At 50.8% G+C, this 17519-nt stretch carries 17 protein-coding genes; 5 read left to right on the forward strand and 12 right to left on the reverse strand.

Features of this window, described 5'->3' with window-relative positions:
- Positions 1-38: 38 nt before the first annotated feature.
- The 11 genes from AC0YOA_RS00990 to AC0YOA_RS01040 form a co-directional block, all read right to left on the reverse strand.
- Positions 39-1259: an MFS transporter gene (locus AC0YOA_RS00990; protein ID WP_475785017.1), complete on the reverse strand. Its 1221-nt coding sequence runs from the start codon at positions 1257-1259 to the stop codon at positions 39-41.
- Positions 1246-2427: an MGDG synthase family glycosyltransferase gene (locus tag AC0YOA_RS00995; protein WP_475785018.1), complete on the reverse strand. Its 1182-nt coding sequence runs from the start codon at positions 2425-2427 to the stop codon at positions 1246-1248. Before AC0YOA_RS00995 ends, AC0YOA_RS00990 begins: the two co-directional genes overlap by 14 nt.
- A gap of 133 nt (positions 2428-2560) precedes the next feature.
- Positions 2561-3370, reverse strand: coding sequence for a type II pantothenate kinase (gene coaW / locus AC0YOA_RS01000; RefSeq protein WP_475785019.1), 810 nt, complete (start codon positions 3368-3370; stop codon positions 2561-2563).
- A 215-nt stretch (positions 3371-3585) separates the two neighbouring features.
- Entirely contained in the window at positions 3586-4617 is a 1032-nt protein-coding gene (locus AC0YOA_RS01005; protein ID WP_475785020.1) for a zinc-dependent alcohol dehydrogenase, read from the reverse strand.
- A gap of 77 nt (positions 4618-4694) precedes the next feature.
- Positions 4695-5687, reverse strand: coding sequence for a hydroxyacid dehydrogenase (locus AC0YOA_RS01010; protein ID WP_475785021.1), 993 nt, complete (start codon positions 5685-5687; stop codon positions 4695-4697).
- A 33-nt stretch (positions 5688-5720) separates the two neighbouring features.
- Positions 5721-6749 carry a Gfo/Idh/MocA family protein gene (locus AC0YOA_RS01015; protein ID WP_475785022.1) on the reverse strand — a complete coding sequence of 343 codons (1029 nt, stop codon included), beginning with the start codon at positions 6747-6749 and terminating at the stop codon, positions 5721-5723.
- A 26-nt stretch (positions 6750-6775) separates the two neighbouring features.
- Positions 6776-8308, reverse strand: coding sequence for a type 2 periplasmic-binding domain-containing protein (locus AC0YOA_RS01020; protein ID WP_475785023.1), 1533 nt, complete (start codon positions 8306-8308; stop codon positions 6776-6778).
- Between the two features lie 29 nt (positions 8309-8337).
- Positions 8338-9219 carry a carbohydrate ABC transporter permease gene (locus tag AC0YOA_RS01025; RefSeq protein WP_475785024.1) on the reverse strand — a complete coding sequence of 294 codons (882 nt, stop codon included), beginning with the start codon at positions 9217-9219 and terminating at the stop codon, positions 8338-8340.
- A 24-nt stretch (positions 9220-9243) separates the two neighbouring features.
- Positions 9244-10164, reverse strand: a complete 921-nt coding sequence (locus tag AC0YOA_RS01030; protein ID WP_379113277.1) for an ABC transporter permease — start codon at positions 10162-10164, stop codon at positions 9244-9246.
- 96 nt (positions 10165-10260) lie between these two features.
- Entirely contained in the window at positions 10261-11052 is a 792-nt protein-coding gene (locus AC0YOA_RS01035; RefSeq protein ID WP_475785025.1) for a sugar phosphate isomerase/epimerase family protein, read from the reverse strand.
- 30 nt (positions 11053-11082) lie between these two features.
- On the reverse strand, positions 11083-12021 hold the full coding sequence (locus tag AC0YOA_RS01040; RefSeq protein ID WP_475785026.1) for a sugar phosphate isomerase/epimerase family protein: 939 nt from the start codon (positions 12019-12021) through the stop codon (positions 11083-11085).
- 215 nt (positions 12022-12236) lie between these two features.
- Here AC0YOA_RS01040 and AC0YOA_RS01045 point away from each other — a divergent pair, with 215 nt between their 5' ends.
- The gene (locus AC0YOA_RS01045) at positions 12237-13442 is read left to right on the forward strand and encodes an ROK family protein (protein WP_475785027.1); all 1206 of its coding nucleotides are present in this window, start codon (positions 12237-12239) and stop codon (positions 13440-13442) included.
- A 237-nt stretch (positions 13443-13679) separates the two neighbouring features.
- On the forward strand, positions 13680-14840 hold the full coding sequence (locus AC0YOA_RS01050) for an L-dopachrome tautomerase-related protein (protein WP_475785028.1): 1161 nt from the start codon (positions 13680-13682) through the stop codon (positions 14838-14840).
- Positions 14841-14861: 21 nt separating this feature from the next.
- Here the strand turns inward: AC0YOA_RS01050 and AC0YOA_RS01055 are convergent, their stop codons facing one another.
- Entirely contained in the window at positions 14862-15308 is a 447-nt protein-coding gene (locus AC0YOA_RS01055; protein WP_475785029.1) for a hypothetical protein, read from the reverse strand.
- A gap of 406 nt (positions 15309-15714) precedes the next feature.
- Between AC0YOA_RS01055 and AC0YOA_RS01060 the strand changes: the two genes are divergently transcribed.
- Genes AC0YOA_RS01060 through AC0YOA_RS01070 form a run of 3 tightly spaced genes read left to right on the forward strand, consistent with a single transcriptional unit; the run spans position 15715 to position 17412 of the window.
- Positions 15715-16605 carry an ABC transporter ATP-binding protein gene (locus AC0YOA_RS01060; protein ID WP_475785030.1) on the forward strand — a complete coding sequence of 297 codons (891 nt, stop codon included), beginning with the start codon at positions 15715-15717 and terminating at the stop codon, positions 16603-16605.
- Positions 16602-16739, forward strand: coding sequence for a hypothetical protein (locus AC0YOA_RS01065; RefSeq protein WP_475785031.1), 138 nt, complete (start codon positions 16602-16604; stop codon positions 16737-16739). Before AC0YOA_RS01060 ends, AC0YOA_RS01065 begins: the two co-directional genes overlap by 4 nt.
- 4 nt (positions 16740-16743) lie before the next feature.
- Complete coding sequence (locus AC0YOA_RS01070; protein WP_475785032.1) at positions 16744-17412, forward strand: ABC transporter permease subunit; 669 nt, start codon at positions 16744-16746, stop codon at positions 17410-17412.
- Positions 17413-17519 lie beyond the last annotated feature (107 nt).

Genomic DNA, 17519 nt, shown 5'->3' on the forward strand with positions numbered 1-17519 from the left:
GAGCAGCATCTCCGCTGCTCTTCTTTATGTTTAGTCATTCAACTTCCGTTTCCGGTTAACGTCCGCACCGCTGCGCATCGGAATAAACGGGATGGTGAGAAGGCATAAATGAGGCCGATCACGGCGAACAGAAAAGCGCTGACCACGAAAGGAAGAGTGAGATGACCGCCACCTGCGAGCCAGCTTCCCAGCAGCGGTCCAAAGACGATCCCAAGTCCCTCCACGGACGAGAAAATCCCCCAACCCATTCCTTTGGAGTTCTCCGGCACGTAGCCCGCCAGCAATGAATTCCAGGCCGGAAGCAGCGCGGCATAGGCAATTCCAAGCCCGAGTGCAACCAATTCTGCGGCCAGGAATGTCTTCACTTGAGTCAAGCCATAGAGAGCAAGGGCGAAGGCTCCGAAGCTGCCCGACAGGAACCATTTGCCTCCGAGCTTGTCGTATACCCTGCCCAGCGGAATGAGCAAAACAATCACGCTTGCGCCGCCGGTCATTAACAGGATTGAAAATTGGGTATGGGAGAACGCCAGATGATCAACGGCAAAAGAAGATATAACGGGTACAAGCATGCCTCCGGCCAGCGTTTGCAGCAGCATTCCGGGCAGCAGGAACCCGCCCGTTCTCATTTTACGCCAAAGACCTGTCAATTGCTGACGGAGTGGAGCTTTGTCCTGAGCAGCTGCATTGATCTCTATCGCTGCTGTCCCGACCAGCGCCCAGCCCGCGATACAAAGGCAGAATATAACTGAGAAGGCCGTGCCATAGCCGATATCCATCACATATCCGATCAGGACGGGTCCCAGCCCCAGCCCGGCCAGCCAATAGATATGTAGCTTTCCCATCTGCGCCGCGCGGTTCTCTTCCTCAATCTGGCCAAGGCAGATGAGCCATAGAGGCGAGAAGCCTGCGCCGATCAAACACGCTCCGGCCAGGAACGCCCAGACGCCCGGTGCCGTCATCAGGAGTCCAATACCCAATAAGGACATTAAGAACCCGACATTCAGGACCATCCGCGGCGGCAGCTTATCGAGCAAATATCCGACGAAGCCTTTTAGCAGAGAATCAATTAAATACTGCAGCGATACGGCCGTTCCGATGACGGAAAGAGAGAAACCGAGGCGGGACGAGCCGTAAGACGGAAGCAATACGACAAGTAATGCTCCCCGGATGAGCTCCACGAGAAACAGCGCCAATACAAATCTGTGGAACAGGTTTTTCATGCCCGCTCCCAGTCTTGCCTGCCCGTTAACGATATCCATGGACCCGGACCGCCTTTCGGCTCGCCCGAACCGTAACTGCAGGAATAGGGAGATCAGTCTGCTGCGTTACCCGGATGACCTCGTCCGCAATCGTGCGGGCGGCCTCAGGGCGGTAGAGAGCTTGCATCGCTGCGCGGATCCGGTACCAATTCGGCAATTTCTGCATCAGCAGGAGTTCTTTTGTCAACTCGCCGGGGCTATTCGCAATCCGAACGGCTCCCCTTGCGGATAGCGTCTCCGCATTGCCCTGCTCCTGCCCGGGCAGCGGACGGTAGACGATTGCGGGCAGGGACAGACTCAGGGCTTCAGACAACGTGAGTCCTCCGGCTTTGGTCAGCAGGCAGGTGGAAACGGCCATCAATTCTTCCATATAACTAACGTATCCCAGAATGATCACCCGGGGATCCTCTCCGAAGATGGCCATCAAATGGTCATGCAGCTTCTGGTTGCGCCCGCAAACGATGATTAAATGAAAGTCCGTGCTTCTGAGCGCCTCTTTGGTTACCCGCTCGACATCCGCCAAAACGCCAAAAGCCCCCGCACTGACTAACGCAAACTTCGAACGCGGATTCAGACCATGCTTTCGGATCAAATTTTCTTTGGACAGAGGCTTCTCGAAAGCCTCCCGGACAGGGATGCCGGACACGATAATGCGGCTGCCTCCGATTCCAGCTGCGAGCAGCTCCTGCTTCAACGCTTCAGTCGCGACGAAATAACGGTCGGTATGCTCATGCAGCCATCTTGTATGGAGTACGAAATCGGTAATGACGGTAAACGTCGGAATGGTGAAATCTTCCTCATCCTTTAAAATCTCCGTCCCGAGGAATGGAAAAGTGTGGACTACCGCATCCGGCTTGATCCGCTTGATGATCTCCTTGAGCTTGCCTTTGCCGATCTGGTGAATCAACTTGTTGTGAGTCTCATCCGCCTTGACCCGGTTCGTCCTGCTGTACATATAGCCGTAAGCGCCGGGAAGCCAGGACATGCTTTTTATATAACAGAACCGGGAGAAAGCGTTCCATACAGGGTGGGCCTCCGCGAGCGGATCAACCAGATGAACCTTGTGGACTCCCATGGATGCCAGCCGGTTCTTGATCGCAAGGGACGCCTGAATATGCCCTTCGCCGAAAGAAGAATAAAGAATTAAGATGCACGGATCTTTTTTCATGGGATCAGCTTCCTCTCGGGATAATCAGACTTCATATCCCTACTTTAATCCCCGATCATAACCCCTATGTGAACAAATTTTTAAATGATTGTTAAGCTTTGCTTTCATTTGCAGAAACAGCTTGACCGGTTGGTCATATAAGTGACAATAATGCTCCAATGGCTCCACAATACTCGCCATTCTCAATAAACAAGGGTGAGGCCCCTCTCAGCTTCGTATACCGTTTTACAACATCCTGAAGAAGGTCATTCCCGATGAAAGAGGAGCCGATGAAAATAACAGATGAAACTCTGCATTGGCCGGCAGCCAGAACGCTGACTGTCGCTGCCGTTTCCCCCACCAGACCCATTACGGAAGCGAGCCGTTCTTCCTCCGTCAAATCATCTATGGATGCCAACTGCAGAACATGACCGAAATTACTTGCTGTCAAATCACCCGGAATTGGAGGCTCAGCCCCCTCGTAAATATGACTTACCTTCAGATCTATCCGATCTCGGGCGCCCTTGGCTGCCAGTTGTACAATTGCTTCATAGTCTGATAACCCGGTTAACAGCCTCGATAATCCCAGTATGGTTCCGCCCCCGACTCCCGTCCCCCCAATCCGCTGCTGCTTGTCGCCTTCCACATGGTGAATCGATGTGCCGGTACCCACGTTGGTCAGGATGTAGGACTCCTCGGATATCGCGTTCCTGGCGAGAAGAAAACGCACCCCGCTGCAAGTTGCCTCGAACTCGACCATCTCTGCGGCTTTTTTATTTATTTTCGATTGTAATAACGCTGCTTTGCCTCCGGTCATGCATATCCTGGCGTTCCCCAGCCCGTTGATCCATGCGGCTGCCTCTTCCATCCGGGCTACGGGGAATTTTTTGAATTCGGGCGAGGCATTTTTCATCCAGGCGACCTTGATCAGCGTGCCGCCGGCATCAATTCCAATATTCATCATGAAGTTCACTTCGCTTCCTTTTGCTCTGGCATGAATAGTATTCCTAATACTGGATCCATAGCTTTATTGTAGCTCTTAGGGCGAGCTCTAAGTCAATAGGACCACGATAGCAAGAAAAAAAGCCGCTGATTCAGCGGCCCTTCATGAATTATATTCGTTTATTCGGCGGTCGGCGGTATGCCAGCCGATCCGGTCAACCAGCCTCTGTCATGTGATTATATCACTTCGCAGTCAACCATGACGTGAATGGTATCTCCTTTATGCTCATTCCTCAGCTGGAAAGCCCGGGCGATCTCGGCAAGCGGAACGATGTGGGTAATCATTTCCCCCGTGTTGACCAGTCCGTTACGGACCAGCCGCAGTCCTTCATCGAAGTAGCGCCTGTTGTCTATGTCGCGCTTAGGTTCCGTAGACAGAATATCCAGCCGTTTTTTGTGGACCTTGAAGAAATCCACCGGTTTATGACAGGTGCCGATGCAGCCGTACATCACAATACGTCCGTTCTGCGCGGCTGCGTTAACCGCATCAACCATCCCTGCTCCTTCCAGCAGGCAAGGAATGACCACGTCAAAGCCGTCCGGAAAATCTGCCCCCACGATATCCATTGTATCCGCATGCTCATGAGGGATTTTATACGTATGAGTGGCGCCGTATTTGCGTGCAAGCGCCAATTTCTCCTCAAACAGATCCGTCACGACCAAATTCCTCGGGCTAAACATATGGATCACCTGCGTCATCACCAATCCGCTCACGCCCTGCCCTGTGATCAGCACATTCTTATTGGGGGAAATGTCCCCAAGTTCCGCCGCATGGATAATACCGGGAAGCACCTCGATCAGCGAGCCCTCGATCAGGGGCATGTCTGCGGGCAGAACCTTAAGGGAAAAAGGGGTGCAGCATACATATTCGGCAAAGGCCCCCCAGACATACCGCAAAGCAGCATGATCTCCTTCCTTGACACCAATGACATGGGGTCCGACCTTATCTACAATCCCTGCAACTTCATGTCCCAGCCTGGTAGGGTATGAAATAAATTCGGGCTCGCGCGCACCGCGGAATACTTCAACATCGCTTCCGCAAATCCCGACCCACTTGACCCTGATGCGCACTTCGCCTTCCTTGGGTTCCGGGATCAAGGCGCGCTTGATGCTAATCTCTCCGATCGCATCCATAACAGCGCACATCTGAGTTCCGGGACCCTCGTATTCTACCAGTTCCATGGGAGGAACGGCCATTTTCGTTACCATCTGTATATGTCTCCTTCCGATAGGACAGAATGCTGTCATTCTGGAACTTCAACTACTTCTCCGGCTTCTGGGGCCAATCAGGCCATCACTTCCCACATTTTTTCGGTTACTTCATAAGCCGTCTTTTCTCCGCGCTGGCTTCTGATGATATCCTCGACCACTTCCCCCATCAAAGCCAGATGTCCTTGAACCGAGGCTCCGGCAATATGGGGAGTCAGCAGTACATTCGGCAGCGACCGGATCGGATGATCCGCAGCGAGAGGCTCCTTCTCAAACACATCCAGTGCGGCAAAGAAACGCCCGCTTTGCAGCTCTTCCATAAAAGCTTGCTCATCCACCACAGGACCTCTGGACGAGTTGATGAAGACCGCGCCATCCGGAATAAGCGCCAATAATTCCCGGGTAAGCATTCTTTCCGTAGCGGGCAGCTTCGGCGCATGCACCGAAATGATCGGACAGCTCATGACCTCCTCCAACGCTGCCTTTCTGGCGTTCAACCGGGCAGCCCCTTCTTCCGTCAAATAGGGATCATAGATAAGAACACTGACCTGAAACGGTGCAAGCAGCTTGATGAAGGCGCGAGCCGTAGAGCTGGCGGAAATAATCCCGACGGTACTGCCTGTAAGCTCGCTTCCCTTCATACCGGCGATCTTCCATTTCCCTTCCCGCATCGAAGAATCGAAGGCCGGCAAAAACCTCAGTGATGCAAGCAGCGCCGCCAGGCAGTATTCCCCCACACTTTGCGCGATCCTCGGGGCCGCCGAGAAGACTTTGACCCCCCGGGAGAAAATCTGCTTCGGCACAAGATTCTTCACCGTTCCGGCCGCATGGCCAATGACGCGGAGCTTGACGGCCTTCTCCAGCATTTCGTCTGTAAGACCGGGGGAGCCCCAACTGGTAATAATCGCTTCCGCATCGGCAACCAGAGCTGATAGCTCTTCCTGTGTATAATCGCGTCCTGTCTCATTCCATACCGGTTCGAAATATTCATACAGTCTCGCACGGCAATCCTCCGAGCAGACTTCATCCAGACGTGATTGCGGTGAAAGCACCAATGTTTTCAACTTCATGGCAATAGTCCTCCTTCATTTTCCCCTCAAGGATTAAAGCTGCACAACCTGACCGGTCCGCATCGATTCAAAGCAGCCATCCATGATCTTCATGACCTGGATCATTACCCGGCCTGAAGCCAGCGGCTCACGTTCCTCTCGTATGGCATCGGCGAATTCCTCCAGCTGCCATCTGAAATTAGAGAAGGTGCTCTCACAGGCTTCCAGCAGTTCTCCGTTCAAACGCAGCTCATATTCGTCCTTCAGGTGCAAGAGGCCGTTCGAGCCGATTAAATATCGGTCATAGATGCTGTTCTGCGTAGACCAGATACGCTGTCCTGTCAGACCGACTTCATCGGTAGGCCGGCTGCCCGCATTGAATGACATCAGCACATTCGCCATCCGGCCTTCGCCAAAATTCAGGGAAATGGCAACCTCATCCTCCCCCGTCCAATTCGGGTTGTTGGAATGCCCCTGAGCATAGACGGATTGCGGAGCTCTGCCATAAGCCCATTGAATGTAATCAAGAATATGGCTTCCCCAAAGCGGGATAATAAAGCCGCCGATTTTCGATTCATCCTTCCACCAATCGGCTGCAGGCTTATCCATATGTGCCAGAAGCAGCGCATTGATATTGATCAGATCACCTATTGCTTTCTCTCTCACCTGGCGGATCGACTCCATTACCGGTTTATAAAAACGGCGGCTTTGCCCGATCATCAAGGTGACGTTATTGGCTTTTGCGGCCTCAACCATCTCCTTGGCTTCCTGCACATTCATCGCCATCGGCTTCTCGACCAGCACATGCTTGCCAGCCTGGAGCGCCTTAATTGAATACTCCGCGTGCATATCATGCGGCAGAAGCAGCAGGAAAGCATCGATATCCGGATCGCTTATCGCATCGTCATAGGACGTGTACGTTTTTACCCCCTCCCACTGATTCGCTTCCTGCCGCAGTTTACCTTCATCACGGGTTACCAGCGCAGCCAAATCCATTATGTCAGCCAGCTCCCTGACCGCCGGAAGATGTGATTTTGATACACGCCCCAATCCGACAACGGCCAATCGCAGTTTTTGCAGCATATGCCTTTCGACTCCTTCAGATTTGTTTATTTGCCGTTTTTCCTATTCTGGTAAGCCTCGTTGAACTCATCGATCATCTTCATGTAATTCGCATCCGCTTTGAACGAATTAACCAGAGCATCCCATGATTCGATCGGCTCTTTGCCCATGATCACTTTAATTTTCATATCGTCCATCTTCTTCTTAAAATCCGGACCTAATGTCAAATCGATGTCGGACAACAGACCGATTGATACATCCGCTATTCCGTAGTTCGCGCGATCGTCAATGATTTTTTTGTTGCGCTCGAACATCGCCTTCGGCATGCCCACGCGGTAAGCCCACAGGTACGGATCGTATCTTGTGAAGATTTTACCGAACGAGCTTTGCGATGCGCTGTCCTTAACCGCTTGTTCGGTTGCCGTTTTGAAGCCGTCGACGATCGTGAAGTGAATATCCTTAAGACCATAGCAGGCCAATTCAAAGCCTTCCTCGGATGCCCCATAATCCATTAAAGCCAGTATTTTTTTCATTTTAGCTTCAGGGACCGTTTTCGGGATCACATAAAGTCCGGCATACCCGCTGCCTGTAGAAACCATTTTACCTGCCGGGCTTTCAAGATATGTCATCGCCACGAAATCAGCCTTCGGATCAAGCTCCTGCGCCCCTTCCGTGGCACGGTAAACGCCTTCTGTCGTGTCCATTTGGACGCCGGCCTTGCCCGCTTTGGCCATATTCTCAAAATCGGTCGTCTTCAGAACAGCGAAGTCTTCAGGAATTATTTTTTCCTTGTACATTTTGTTGAGATAAATAAGTCCGTCTCTCGTCCCCTGCTCCAGATCGGTGTCAATCAGCTTGCCCCCTGATTCTTTCCACTTCCCGTTGCTGTTGTTGAAAATATCGATGACTTCCTCCCAGCCCTTGCCGTTATATCCGTATGTGTCGGCTTTGCCGTTCTTGTCGGGGTCTTGCTCAACAAACGCCTTTAAGGCCGTATAGAACTCATCCATGGTATGGGGCATTTTCAACCCTACATTATCCAGCCAATCCTGGCGGATATTGAAGAAGCTGCTTCCCTGAAGCGGACGCACGGACGGCAGGATATACTGCTTGCCATCGACTTTTACGCGGTCCATTATTTCCTGCGGGTATTCCGACAGGTTTTTGTAATCCTTCAAATATGGCGTCAAATCCCAAAATGCGCCTTGCTTGATCATGGTGATCGCCTGCGTTTGCTTCATGTCCTTGAGCTTCATCAGATCGGGCATATCGCCCGAGGCCAGCATCACGTTCTGCTTCTCTTCCCATGCGTTTGGCGATGCCCAGGTAATATTGAGCTTGGTGTTCGTGCGTTTCTCGAATTCCCTCGTGACCGGGTTGTCTGCCGCCGGAGGCTCAGGCGTATTGAACTCGGTAAAAATACTGATCTCCGTCGGCTTTTCTTTGTCTGCGGGAGCATTTGCTCCGGAATCCGGGCTGGCGGTACCGCCATTGCAGCCTGACAGGAACGATGCAATCATGACGAATGCCAGCGCTGCAGGCACCGCTTTACGCTTAATGAACTTCCCTTTTCCATTCATACCAAACCCTCCTATTAAATATTCATAGATTATCCCTTCACCGAGCCCAGCATTACACCTTTGGCAAAATGCTTTTGCAGGAACGGATAAACACACATGATCGGAACTGTCGCGATGACGACCGCAGCCATTTTCAACGTTTCCGTAGGGATATTTTGTTCAGCCATCATTTCCGCCGCAGAGGCTCCCCCGGCCTGGGTGGATGAATCGATCAGCATATTGCGCAGGACGAGCTGAAGCGGCCACTTGGTGTAATCGTTAATGTATAAGATCGCGTTGAAGAACGTGTTCCAGTAAGCCACCGCGTAAAATAATCCAAATGCGGCAAGCGCGGGAAGCGACAGCGGAAGCACGATCCGAAAAAAAACGCCGATATCGGTGGAACCGTCGATAACAGCGGATTCCTCCAGCTCCACCGGAATGCTGTCGAAAAAGCTTTTCATCAGGATGACATACCATCCGCTGGTAAGCACCGGCAAAATTAATGACCAAATGCTGTTGATCAGTCCCAAATCGCGGACCAGCAGGTAAGGAGGGATTATGCCCGGACTGAACAAAAGCGTAATGAGAATCATCAGCAAAATGACTCTTCTGCCCTGCAGCCGCTTGCGCGACAAGCCGTAGGCCAGCGCAGCTGTCACTACCAGACTGAGCGCGGTACCGACAACAGCCAGAAACCCGCTGACTAAAGTCGCGTTCTGGAAAGAGGAGGTGGACAACAAGTATTGGTAAGAATCCAATGTCCATTTTTCCGGAAACAGGACATATCCCTGCTTCCGGATGTACTCCGCCGGATCCGTAAATGATACGGCAAATACATAATAAAGCGGAAAAAGCATGATGATGGAGATCACAGCCAGCACCAAAATATTGGCTGAATCAAATAAACGATCTCCGATGCTTCGTTTCATAATCTCACCCCCGCTGTTTAGCGATTAATAAACGCCTTCTTCACCGAAGCGTTTAGCTATCTTATTGGCTCCTATAACCAGAAGCAGTCCAACCAGGGATTTGAATAAGCCGACAGCGGTACTGAAGCTGAACTGTCCTTGCTGGATGCCCGTACGATAAACATAGGTTTCAAACACATCCGCGACATCGGAGACCGCGCCGTTCATCATCAGAAATACTTGCTCGAATCCGACATCCATGATGTGCCCAAGCTTCAATATGAACAAAATGATAATGACACTGCGAATAGCCGGCAGGGTTACGTGCCAAGCCTGACGCAGCCGGTTGGCCCCGTCCATTTTGGCCGCTTCATACTGCTGGGGATCCACGCCGGCGATGGCGGCAAGAAAAATGATCGTCCCCCATCCCGCTTCTTTCCAAATATTCTGAATGGTGAGGAGCAGCCAGAAATTGTTTTCATTGGTGAGAAAGTCATACTTGGCAAACCCTAAGCTGACAAACATCTTATTGATAATGCCCGACGATTGCGACAGGAGCAGGAATGTAATTCCCGCGATAATGACCCACGAAAGAAAGTGAGGCATATACACGACCGATTGAATCCACTTTTTGTAGACCTCACTGCGCAGTTCGTTGAGCAAAAGTGAAAGTAAGATCGGCAGCGGGAAAAAGAACACCAGGTTCAGCAAGCTGATCGCCATCGTGTTTCGGAACAGCAGATAAAAATCCTGGTTGGAAAAAAAACGGACAAAATGATCAAACCCGACCCATGGGCTATCCATAACACCCATGAAAGGGGAATAATTCTGAAAGGCGATGACTACTCCCCACATGGGAATGTACTTGAATATCACAAAAAACAAGACTCCGGGAGCAATCAGCAAATAAAGAAATTTGTCTCGTTTAAATCCGTTTCTCCTATGCTTCCATCTGCTGACCGGCACGGATTTGGCAGTAGTGCCTAATTGCCATTCATTTTGGGCTGCCACGGTACTTAACCTCCTTTTTAAGAGACTCTGGCGCTTTGGGAATATATAGATTTATGACTCAAAAAGCGACTTCGCGTAAGCAAGATCTTCCGCGATATAACGGTCCTTGTTCTCCAGATCCGTGTACTCCGCAGTCAGGCAGACAACGCCCTTGTAGTTTCGCTGTTTCACATAGCTCGCAATTCGCGGCCAATGCGCCATACCATGCCGGCCGGTAGTGAAATGACGCTTCCACTCGGCTGTTTCGGCTTCAGGTCCGTTGCTGCGGTAATAATAACCGTTTTTCAGGTTCACCATTGCCAGATGAGGCCAAACAATCTCCAATCCATATTCAGGCTGCTGGCCTGCGAACGCGTCGTGCGCCGCATCCCAGACGACGCCGACATGGTCGGAGCTAAGCTTATCCATCAGCCGCATAATACCGTTGGAATCGATCACAAAGTTTCCGTAATGCTGCTGGACGCCAACCTTCACGCCATACTTGACGCATAGCGGGACAAGCTGCTCCAGCTTTCGCCGGGTTCGCTCCTCCGCTGCCTTATACCCGTCCTGTTCGATGTTGACCATTATCCGGATGACCGGCACTCCAGCCTCCGCACATGCGGCAAAGACAGATTCATCGGTTGAGGCGGCAACGCTGAATATTTTGACGCCGTGTCCACCGAGCAGCCTGGAAATCTCCGGCAGCGTTCTCTGGACGGTTTCAGGCTCAACCTGAAACCCGGTTCGCACGGGAAGCTCGATGCCGTCAAAGCCGATACCGCTTACGAAACGGGCCAGCTCTTCAGGCGGTTTGTCTTTCCAATGCTTGACAAAGAGTGAGAATGAGAATGGATTTTCCACAGTAGTGCTGCACCTCCTTCTGCCGATTTTTTAAACGCCGACATTTGATTTGGCAATACTTAGCAAATGCTGCACATCATTGTAGCATTGCTGCGCCAGCACAGCGTGTACGGGGAGATCGGAACCAGGTTTGCTGACACTTTCAACCGTCAGATAACCGCTGTATCCGATCTGCTCCAGACCATGGAACACTTCGTACCAGTCGATGCCGCCCTGATTAATGAGCCGGTGACAAAAATATTGTTCTTCATGCTCGCCTTCTCTCGGTATAACTCTGTGATATCGGCCGATATGCGGAACATAATCGCTATATTCGAAGGCCCAGGGATACTGCCTTCCTTTCAACAACACGATATCTTTGATATGAACATTAAAGAGGTATGGCTTCAAACGTTTGATCGTTCCTGTACCGTAATCGGCCGGCACCTGATACAGGTTGACCGGGTCCAATATCAGCCCCACATTGCTGCGCCCCACCGCTTCAATAAAGGCGATCGATGAATCCGCATGATCACATAAGGTTCCATGGTGCATTTCAATAACCGTCCGTATATTCCGCTGGCTTGCGGCATCGGCGCATCGTTGAAACCACTTCACCGCTTTTGCATAATCATCCCTGGAAACCTCACTGGAATGCTGGAATCCCGGATTCAATCTCATCATGCCGCAGCCAATCGTTGATGCAAAATTGAGGTAGCGCTCCCATTTCTGAACCTCCGCATGATTCTCCTCCTCTGTGTTACAGGCGAAATTCCCTGCAAATAAAGACAGATTGACAGGCTTGAGACGATTGCCCTCAAGCAGCTCTTTAATCTGCTCGGCCCGCTCTTGCGGAATATGTCCGTCCGCCAACTCGCCTACACCGCGAATCTCGACACCTTCATAGCCAATCGCAGCCGCATCCTTCAAAAAATGTTCGATAGTGGAGTCATCATACATATTACCGCCCAATACGATCATCGCTTTCATCCTATCCCCTCCGTAATAGCGCTTACATTTCTGAAGGTATCATAATTTATGCCGGACACTTATGTCAATATATAAATTAAGTTTTGGTTTTGAGTGAAATATTGAAACTGATATGGCGAGTAAAGGCAATTCTGCCTTGATCTTTGTTCTGTTTTTTATTAAACTAAACATTAGGTTCAATTAAACCACATAATGATATAGCGATGGTGACGTTCATGATAATTCCTAACAAAAGCGATCAAAAAGGCAGCAAGACCAGCATCATCCAGGCCTTGCGCATGCACGGATCCATGCCCCGGATTAAATTGACCAAAGTAACTGAACTGAGCAGAGCCACCATCTCTTCTACGATTTCCGAGCTTATGGATTGGAATCTTGTAAAAGAAACGGAGAAAGCCCCCTCCACAGGGGGACGCCCTGCCATTTCACTGGAGCTCGTCCCGGGGTCCCATGCTATTATGGGCGCCGATTTAAATGATCAGGTATGGACGCTTGGCGTATTCGATTTACTCGGCAATGTCCTGCATACGACGAAAATACCGGTCAGCTCGTCTCAGCCTGAAGCCGCGATTGATGAATTGACGGATCAAACTTCAAAGTTTGTGAAGGAATTCGACAAAGAGGTCATTAAATTGTTCGGTCTGGGTGTGCCGGGCCTTGTTGATACAAGACGAGGTATTATCAGGAGCGCATCGGATTTGGGCTGGTCTAACGTGGACATTGAGGAAATGGTAAATAAAAAGCTTGGTTGGCCTACCGTGGCCATAAACAGGCATCATGCCCGCGGGCTTTCCGAATGCCGGTTCGGCTCTGGAAGCAGCTACAAGCATATGATTTATGTCGGGGTCGGCTCCGGCATAGCTGCCGGAATCTTTAATGACCGGCAGCTGGTGTCCGGTTCCTTCGGCGGAGCCGGTGAGCTCGGACATATTACGGTTGAACCTGATGGACCCGTATGTCCGTGCGGGAATAACGGTTGTCTGCACCTCTATTCTACGGCTTCCGCAATCGAACAGGAAGCCCGCAAACACCTTCGCTCCGGTCAGTATGAAAGCTTGCTGAACGGCGTCATTCCAGGTTACGACCTCCAGCTGCTTCAGGCAAAGGACGTTTGCCTGGCCGCCGACCAGGGCGATGAATTGGCGATGAGAGTCGTGAATCATGCCGCCACCTATCTGGGCATTGCACTGGCTAATCTGGTTAATTTGCTGAATCCCGAAGCTATCATTCTTGGGGGCTCCATACCCAGTATGTGCAGCACTTATGTCCAAACCGCCACAAAAGTTATGAAGCAGCGGTCCATGACGGCTCTCTCTGCCGGAATCGCGGTGGACACCGCCATATTGACAGAGGTCGGCGGCGCTCTCGGCGCAATCAATTATGCGCTTGATCGGCATTTCTCATTTACAATGATCCAGTAAAGACATCCCGTATTATAGCGGCTTCCACACTCTCCTATGTCACGGGCAGCCTTGGACATTAATGGAGCTTGGACGAATCGTATCATATCGGCCAGGTCTTGCAGATATGCCAGCTGCAGGGCTCTTTGGTCAACAACAAGATCATTTGAATAACCGGAGCCAGCATCTTCTTCCGCAATAGACATATATCTATAAGACCAGGCTATTATCGTTGACCACTTGCGGGAGGTTATATTGATGCAATCCCATCCCAGTCCTATAGGACAATATCAAATGATCTTTCATTGGAACCGATTGGATTGGAATTTTCCCGACCCTGCCATGAAGCAGGACTTCGAAGCCAATCAATATTGGAAAAAAGCGCCGGCATGCGGAGTAAAAGTGGATCAGCAAGGGCGCTATTATGTTTCGGTGCCGCGCTGGGCCGCGGGTATTCCCGCTACCATAAACCGAATCGTGATCAAGGACGGAAAACCGCTCCTCGACGCTTTTCCAAGCTGGGAGTGGAATCAGGCGGGGAATGTCCATGCTCTTCAATCCGTACTGGGTTACGAGATTGATGAGTTTAACCGGATTTGGCTGCTGGATCAAGGAAAGATCGCCTACGAGCCGTCTCCCGAAGGGTCGCAAAAGCTGGTCGTCTGGGATTTGAATACCAATCGGATGATCGATTCCATTAACATCCCGGATGAGATCGCATCTTACCGGACTTCGTTCCTGAATGATCTGGTCGTGGATAACAAGAACGGCTTTGTCTATATAACCGATTCCGGCAGCGGGTGGCCCGATCACCCGCTGGACGGGGGAATCATTGTGTACAACATGAGGACGAGAACGCTCAGACGGGTCCTTGACCGGCATTACAGCACACAGGATTATCCCGGTTTTAGATTTCAAATTGACGACAAACCGATATACAAAAATCAGCCTGTGCGAATCGGTGCAGACGGCATCGCTTTATCCGCGGACCGCTCCACCTTGTATTACTGCCCGCTCACAGGTCGCAATCTGTATGCTATTGATACCTCGCGATTAAGAAATTACAATACGCCCTTGGCGGAAATCAGCCAGGCTGTGCGGGCCATCGGCAGCAAGCGAACAACCTCCGGAGGAATTCACGCGGATAATAGAGGTAATGTGTTCTACAGCATGCTGGAAGGCAAGGGAGCAGGCGCCTACAGCCCTTTCAGCAATACCTTCCAGGATTTTGTGTCCGATGACCGCATGCTTTGGGTGGACGGGGTTGCTTTTGACCAGAAAGGTTCTCTTCTCTTCAACAGCAACCGGATTTACGGGATGTTTGGGGGCTATGAAATGGATTGGACCTATCCCTATAACCTGGTCATCTGGAAAGCCTTTGTCGGAAATGGTGTAAAGTCATACTTGTACGCCCATTGATAACATAATCTTCCGTAGAAGTTAATCAATCAAATCATGCTCCTTCAACGTCGCCTCCTCATCACCTGCGATGTAAGCAAAGATTCTGGGGGTATCCCCGATAAATTGAAGCATGTAGGTCTCATCAAAATCGATGCTGATCTCCTTCCCATCCTTTTGACGGCAATAGACGGCTCTCCAGTGGATAGCAGCGGCCGCATGCAAATCATCCATCTTGACGGTATGGATTGACGTGATGCTCATTGACTTTGTCCCGATACGCCGTTGATTCTCGAACGCGGGCTTCAGTGCTTCCGCATATTGTTCATCATTCTGGAAAACTTGAACCCCTTTGGGGTTGGCCTCCAGGAAGCTTTCTGTATAAGCGGCAGTCATGGCCGGCACTTCTATGCTTTCGGGGTCAGCAAGGGCATCATTAATACGCTGCTCATACGCGCGGAAGAACTGTGTTACGGTTTGAGTTCGCATGTTTCGAGCCTCCTCTTGAATTAATTCCTTCCTGACTTATTACCCATATTCCAGGGATAAGGATCCTCTCATTGAATAATCTTATCAAGACCGCCCTTTGAAAAAGAGCGGTCTGATCCGGGTTGCGATAGTCAGGGCAAGACTCGCTTTTTTGATATTGTTCAATATTTTTGCAAGAAACGGATCCCTGATATTCCTGCGCCTTCATCCTGCCAAGTCCATCCTCCCCCTCGAATCTTCAATACTCGGTTCACCAGCCGAAGAATGCCCTGCATTACCTCTAATTGATGAAATATAAATTAAATATATTTCACAACCCATTGACTTCTTTATCCTGCAGATCTATCATAATTTATGTAATAATAAAGTAAAATAATTTCATAATTTAGTTCGAGGTGAGCAATGCATGTTGATTGTGGAGGGACTGACCAAGGTTTTTACCAATGGCAAAGGAATAGCGGATGTATCATTCACGGTGAACAGAGGCGAGGTATTCGGATTTCTCGGGCCTAACGGTGCGGGCAAATCGACGACTATCCGTCATATTATGGGATTCATGAAGCCGGAACGGGGAAAAGTGTCCATCAAGGGGCTCGACACATGGACGAAGCAGGGAGTTGTGCAGAAGCTGGTCGGATACCTGCCGGGAGAGATCGCTTTTATCGAAGGCATGACAGGAAAGGATTTTCTTGAATTCATGTCCAGGATGCAAAGAGTCAATAACTCGGCCAAGCGGAGCCGTCTGATCGAAAGACTGCAATTCGACATCAATACGCCAATCCGCAAGATGTCCAAAGGAATGAAACAAAAGGTCGGTATCGTGGCGGCGTTCATGCATGATCCCGAATTGATCATTCTGGACGAACCGACTTCCGGCCTCGATCCGCTGATGCAGCAAATATTCATTGAGCTTGTGCTTGAAGAGAAAGCGCAAGGGACCACGTTCCTCATGTCCTCCCACAGCTTCCCCGAGGTTGAGCGAACCTGCGGCCGCGCCGCCATAATCAAGGATGGCAGGATCATAGCGGTTAAAAACATTCATGAGCTTCAATCCATGCAGCGCAAGCTGGTCGAGATCGTGTTTGAGCATGAGGAGGATGCCGGGAAGTTTGCGTCAGCGGGCAATATGCCGGTCGAATCGCATGACGGCCGCCGGATCACCGTCGCCGTGCAGGGCAATTATAACGATCTGATCCAGGAAACAGCCAAATATCCGGTTCGCAGCCTTGATGTCAAAGCGCAAAATCTTGAGGATGTTTTTATGCATTATTATGACCGGAAGGAGAGCGTCCGATGAACCTCCCTCTTTTCAAGCAAATGATGAAAATCAATCTCAAAGGCATAAGCAATTACGCCTTCGGCTCGGCATTCTATATTCTGCTCATGTTCTGGCTTTATCCCGGAATCGCTGAGAATACAGGTGCTCAATGACCTGATGGAAGCGATGCCCGATGGTCTGGTGAACGCGTTCGGCATTCAGGGCGGATTCGGAAGCATGGAAGCTTTCATCTCCGGAGAGTATTATGGGCTCATCCTCCCCCTCCTGCTTGCTATATTCAGCGTTATGCTGTCGACGCAGCTAATGGCAAGGCTGGTTGATCAAGGCTCCATGGCGTATCTGCTGTCAACCCCGACGACCCGGCAGCGCATTGCCGCGACCCAGGCTGGCGTGCTGGCTGCGGGACTTCTGCTGATTATGGTCGTTGCTACAGCGGCGGGCTTTCTTGGATATGCCTGGTTTATCGGCGATCAGTTCGAATTTGACGGATCCCGTTTCATACTGATGAATGCGATCGCTTGGACGCTGTTTATTGCGGTCAGCGGGATCTCCTTCCTCGTCTCCTCGCTTGCCAACGATGAGAAGAAAGCATTGGGAATTTCCGGTGTCCTTACCTTCGGCATGTTCGGTCTGGATATGCTCGGCAAAATAAGCGACAGCGTCGAATGGCTCAGGTTCGTTTCAGTCTTTTCACTATACAAGCCCGGCGAAATTGTAAATGGCGGCGGCGACCCGCTGTTGTCCTCGATTATTCTGCTTGTGATCGGCATAGCCGGCTTCGCCGCCGGTATCGCTGCATTCAGCAAACGGGATCTGCCGCTCTAATTAAAATCCCCCCAGACTGACGATGCCGGGAGTCTTATTATAGACTCCTTGAAGCATTGTCCGCCTCGAGGGGATTTTTCCGGGTTTAAGAAGGCCCGGTCCTTCCG

It is taken from the genome of Paenibacillus sp. JT22N12, from assembly GCF_056269365.1.

Coding starts and splice junctions, on each gene's coding strand:
- AC0YOA_RS01065 (WP_475785031.1), top strand. CDS start 16,602: ATGAACCTCCCTCTTTTCAAGCAAATGATGAAAATCAATCTCAAAGGC.
- AC0YOA_RS00995 (WP_475785018.1), bottom strand. CDS start 2,427: ATGAAAAAAGATCCGTGCATCTTAATTCTTTATTCTTCTTTCGGCGAA.
- AC0YOA_RS01055 (WP_475785029.1), bottom strand. CDS start 15,308: ATGCGAACTCAAACCGTAACACAGTTCTTCCGCGCGTATGAGCAGCGT.
- AC0YOA_RS01070 (WP_475785032.1), top strand. CDS start 16,744: ATGGAAGCGATGCCCGATGGTCTGGTGAACGCGTTCGGCATTCAGGGC.
- AC0YOA_RS01020 (WP_475785023.1), bottom strand. CDS start 8,308: ATGAATGGAAAAGGGAAGTTCATTAAGCGTAAAGCGGTGCCTGCAGCG.
- AC0YOA_RS01060 (WP_475785030.1), top strand. CDS start 15,715: ATGTTGATTGTGGAGGGACTGACCAAGGTTTTTACCAATGGCAAAGGA.
- AC0YOA_RS01045 (WP_475785027.1), top strand. CDS start 12,237: ATGATAATTCCTAACAAAAGCGATCAAAAAGGCAGCAAGACCAGCATC.
- AC0YOA_RS01025 (WP_475785024.1), bottom strand. CDS start 9,219: ATGAAACGAAGCATCGGAGATCGTTTATTTGATTCAGCCAATATTTTG.
- AC0YOA_RS00990 (WP_475785017.1), bottom strand. CDS start 1,259: ATGGATATCGTTAACGGGCAGGCAAGACTGGGAGCGGGCATGAAAAAC.
- AC0YOA_RS01005 (WP_475785020.1), bottom strand. CDS start 4,617: ATGGTAACGAAAATGGCCGTTCCTCCCATGGAACTGGTAGAATACGAG.
- AC0YOA_RS01050 (WP_475785028.1), top strand. CDS start 13,680: ATGCAATCCCATCCCAGTCCTATAGGACAATATCAAATGATCTTTCAT.
- AC0YOA_RS01010 (WP_475785021.1), bottom strand. CDS start 5,687: ATGAAGTTGAAAACATTGGTGCTTTCACCGCAATCACGTCTGGATGAA.
- AC0YOA_RS01040 (WP_475785026.1), bottom strand. CDS start 12,021: ATGAAAGCGATGATCGTATTGGGCGGTAATATGTATGATGACTCCACT.
- AC0YOA_RS01015 (WP_475785022.1), bottom strand. CDS start 6,749: ATGCTGCAAAAACTGCGATTGGCCGTTGTCGGATTGGGGCGTGTATCA.
- coaW (WP_475785019.1), bottom strand. CDS start 3,370: ATGATGAATATTGGAATTGATGCCGGCGGCACGCTGATCAAGGTCGCC.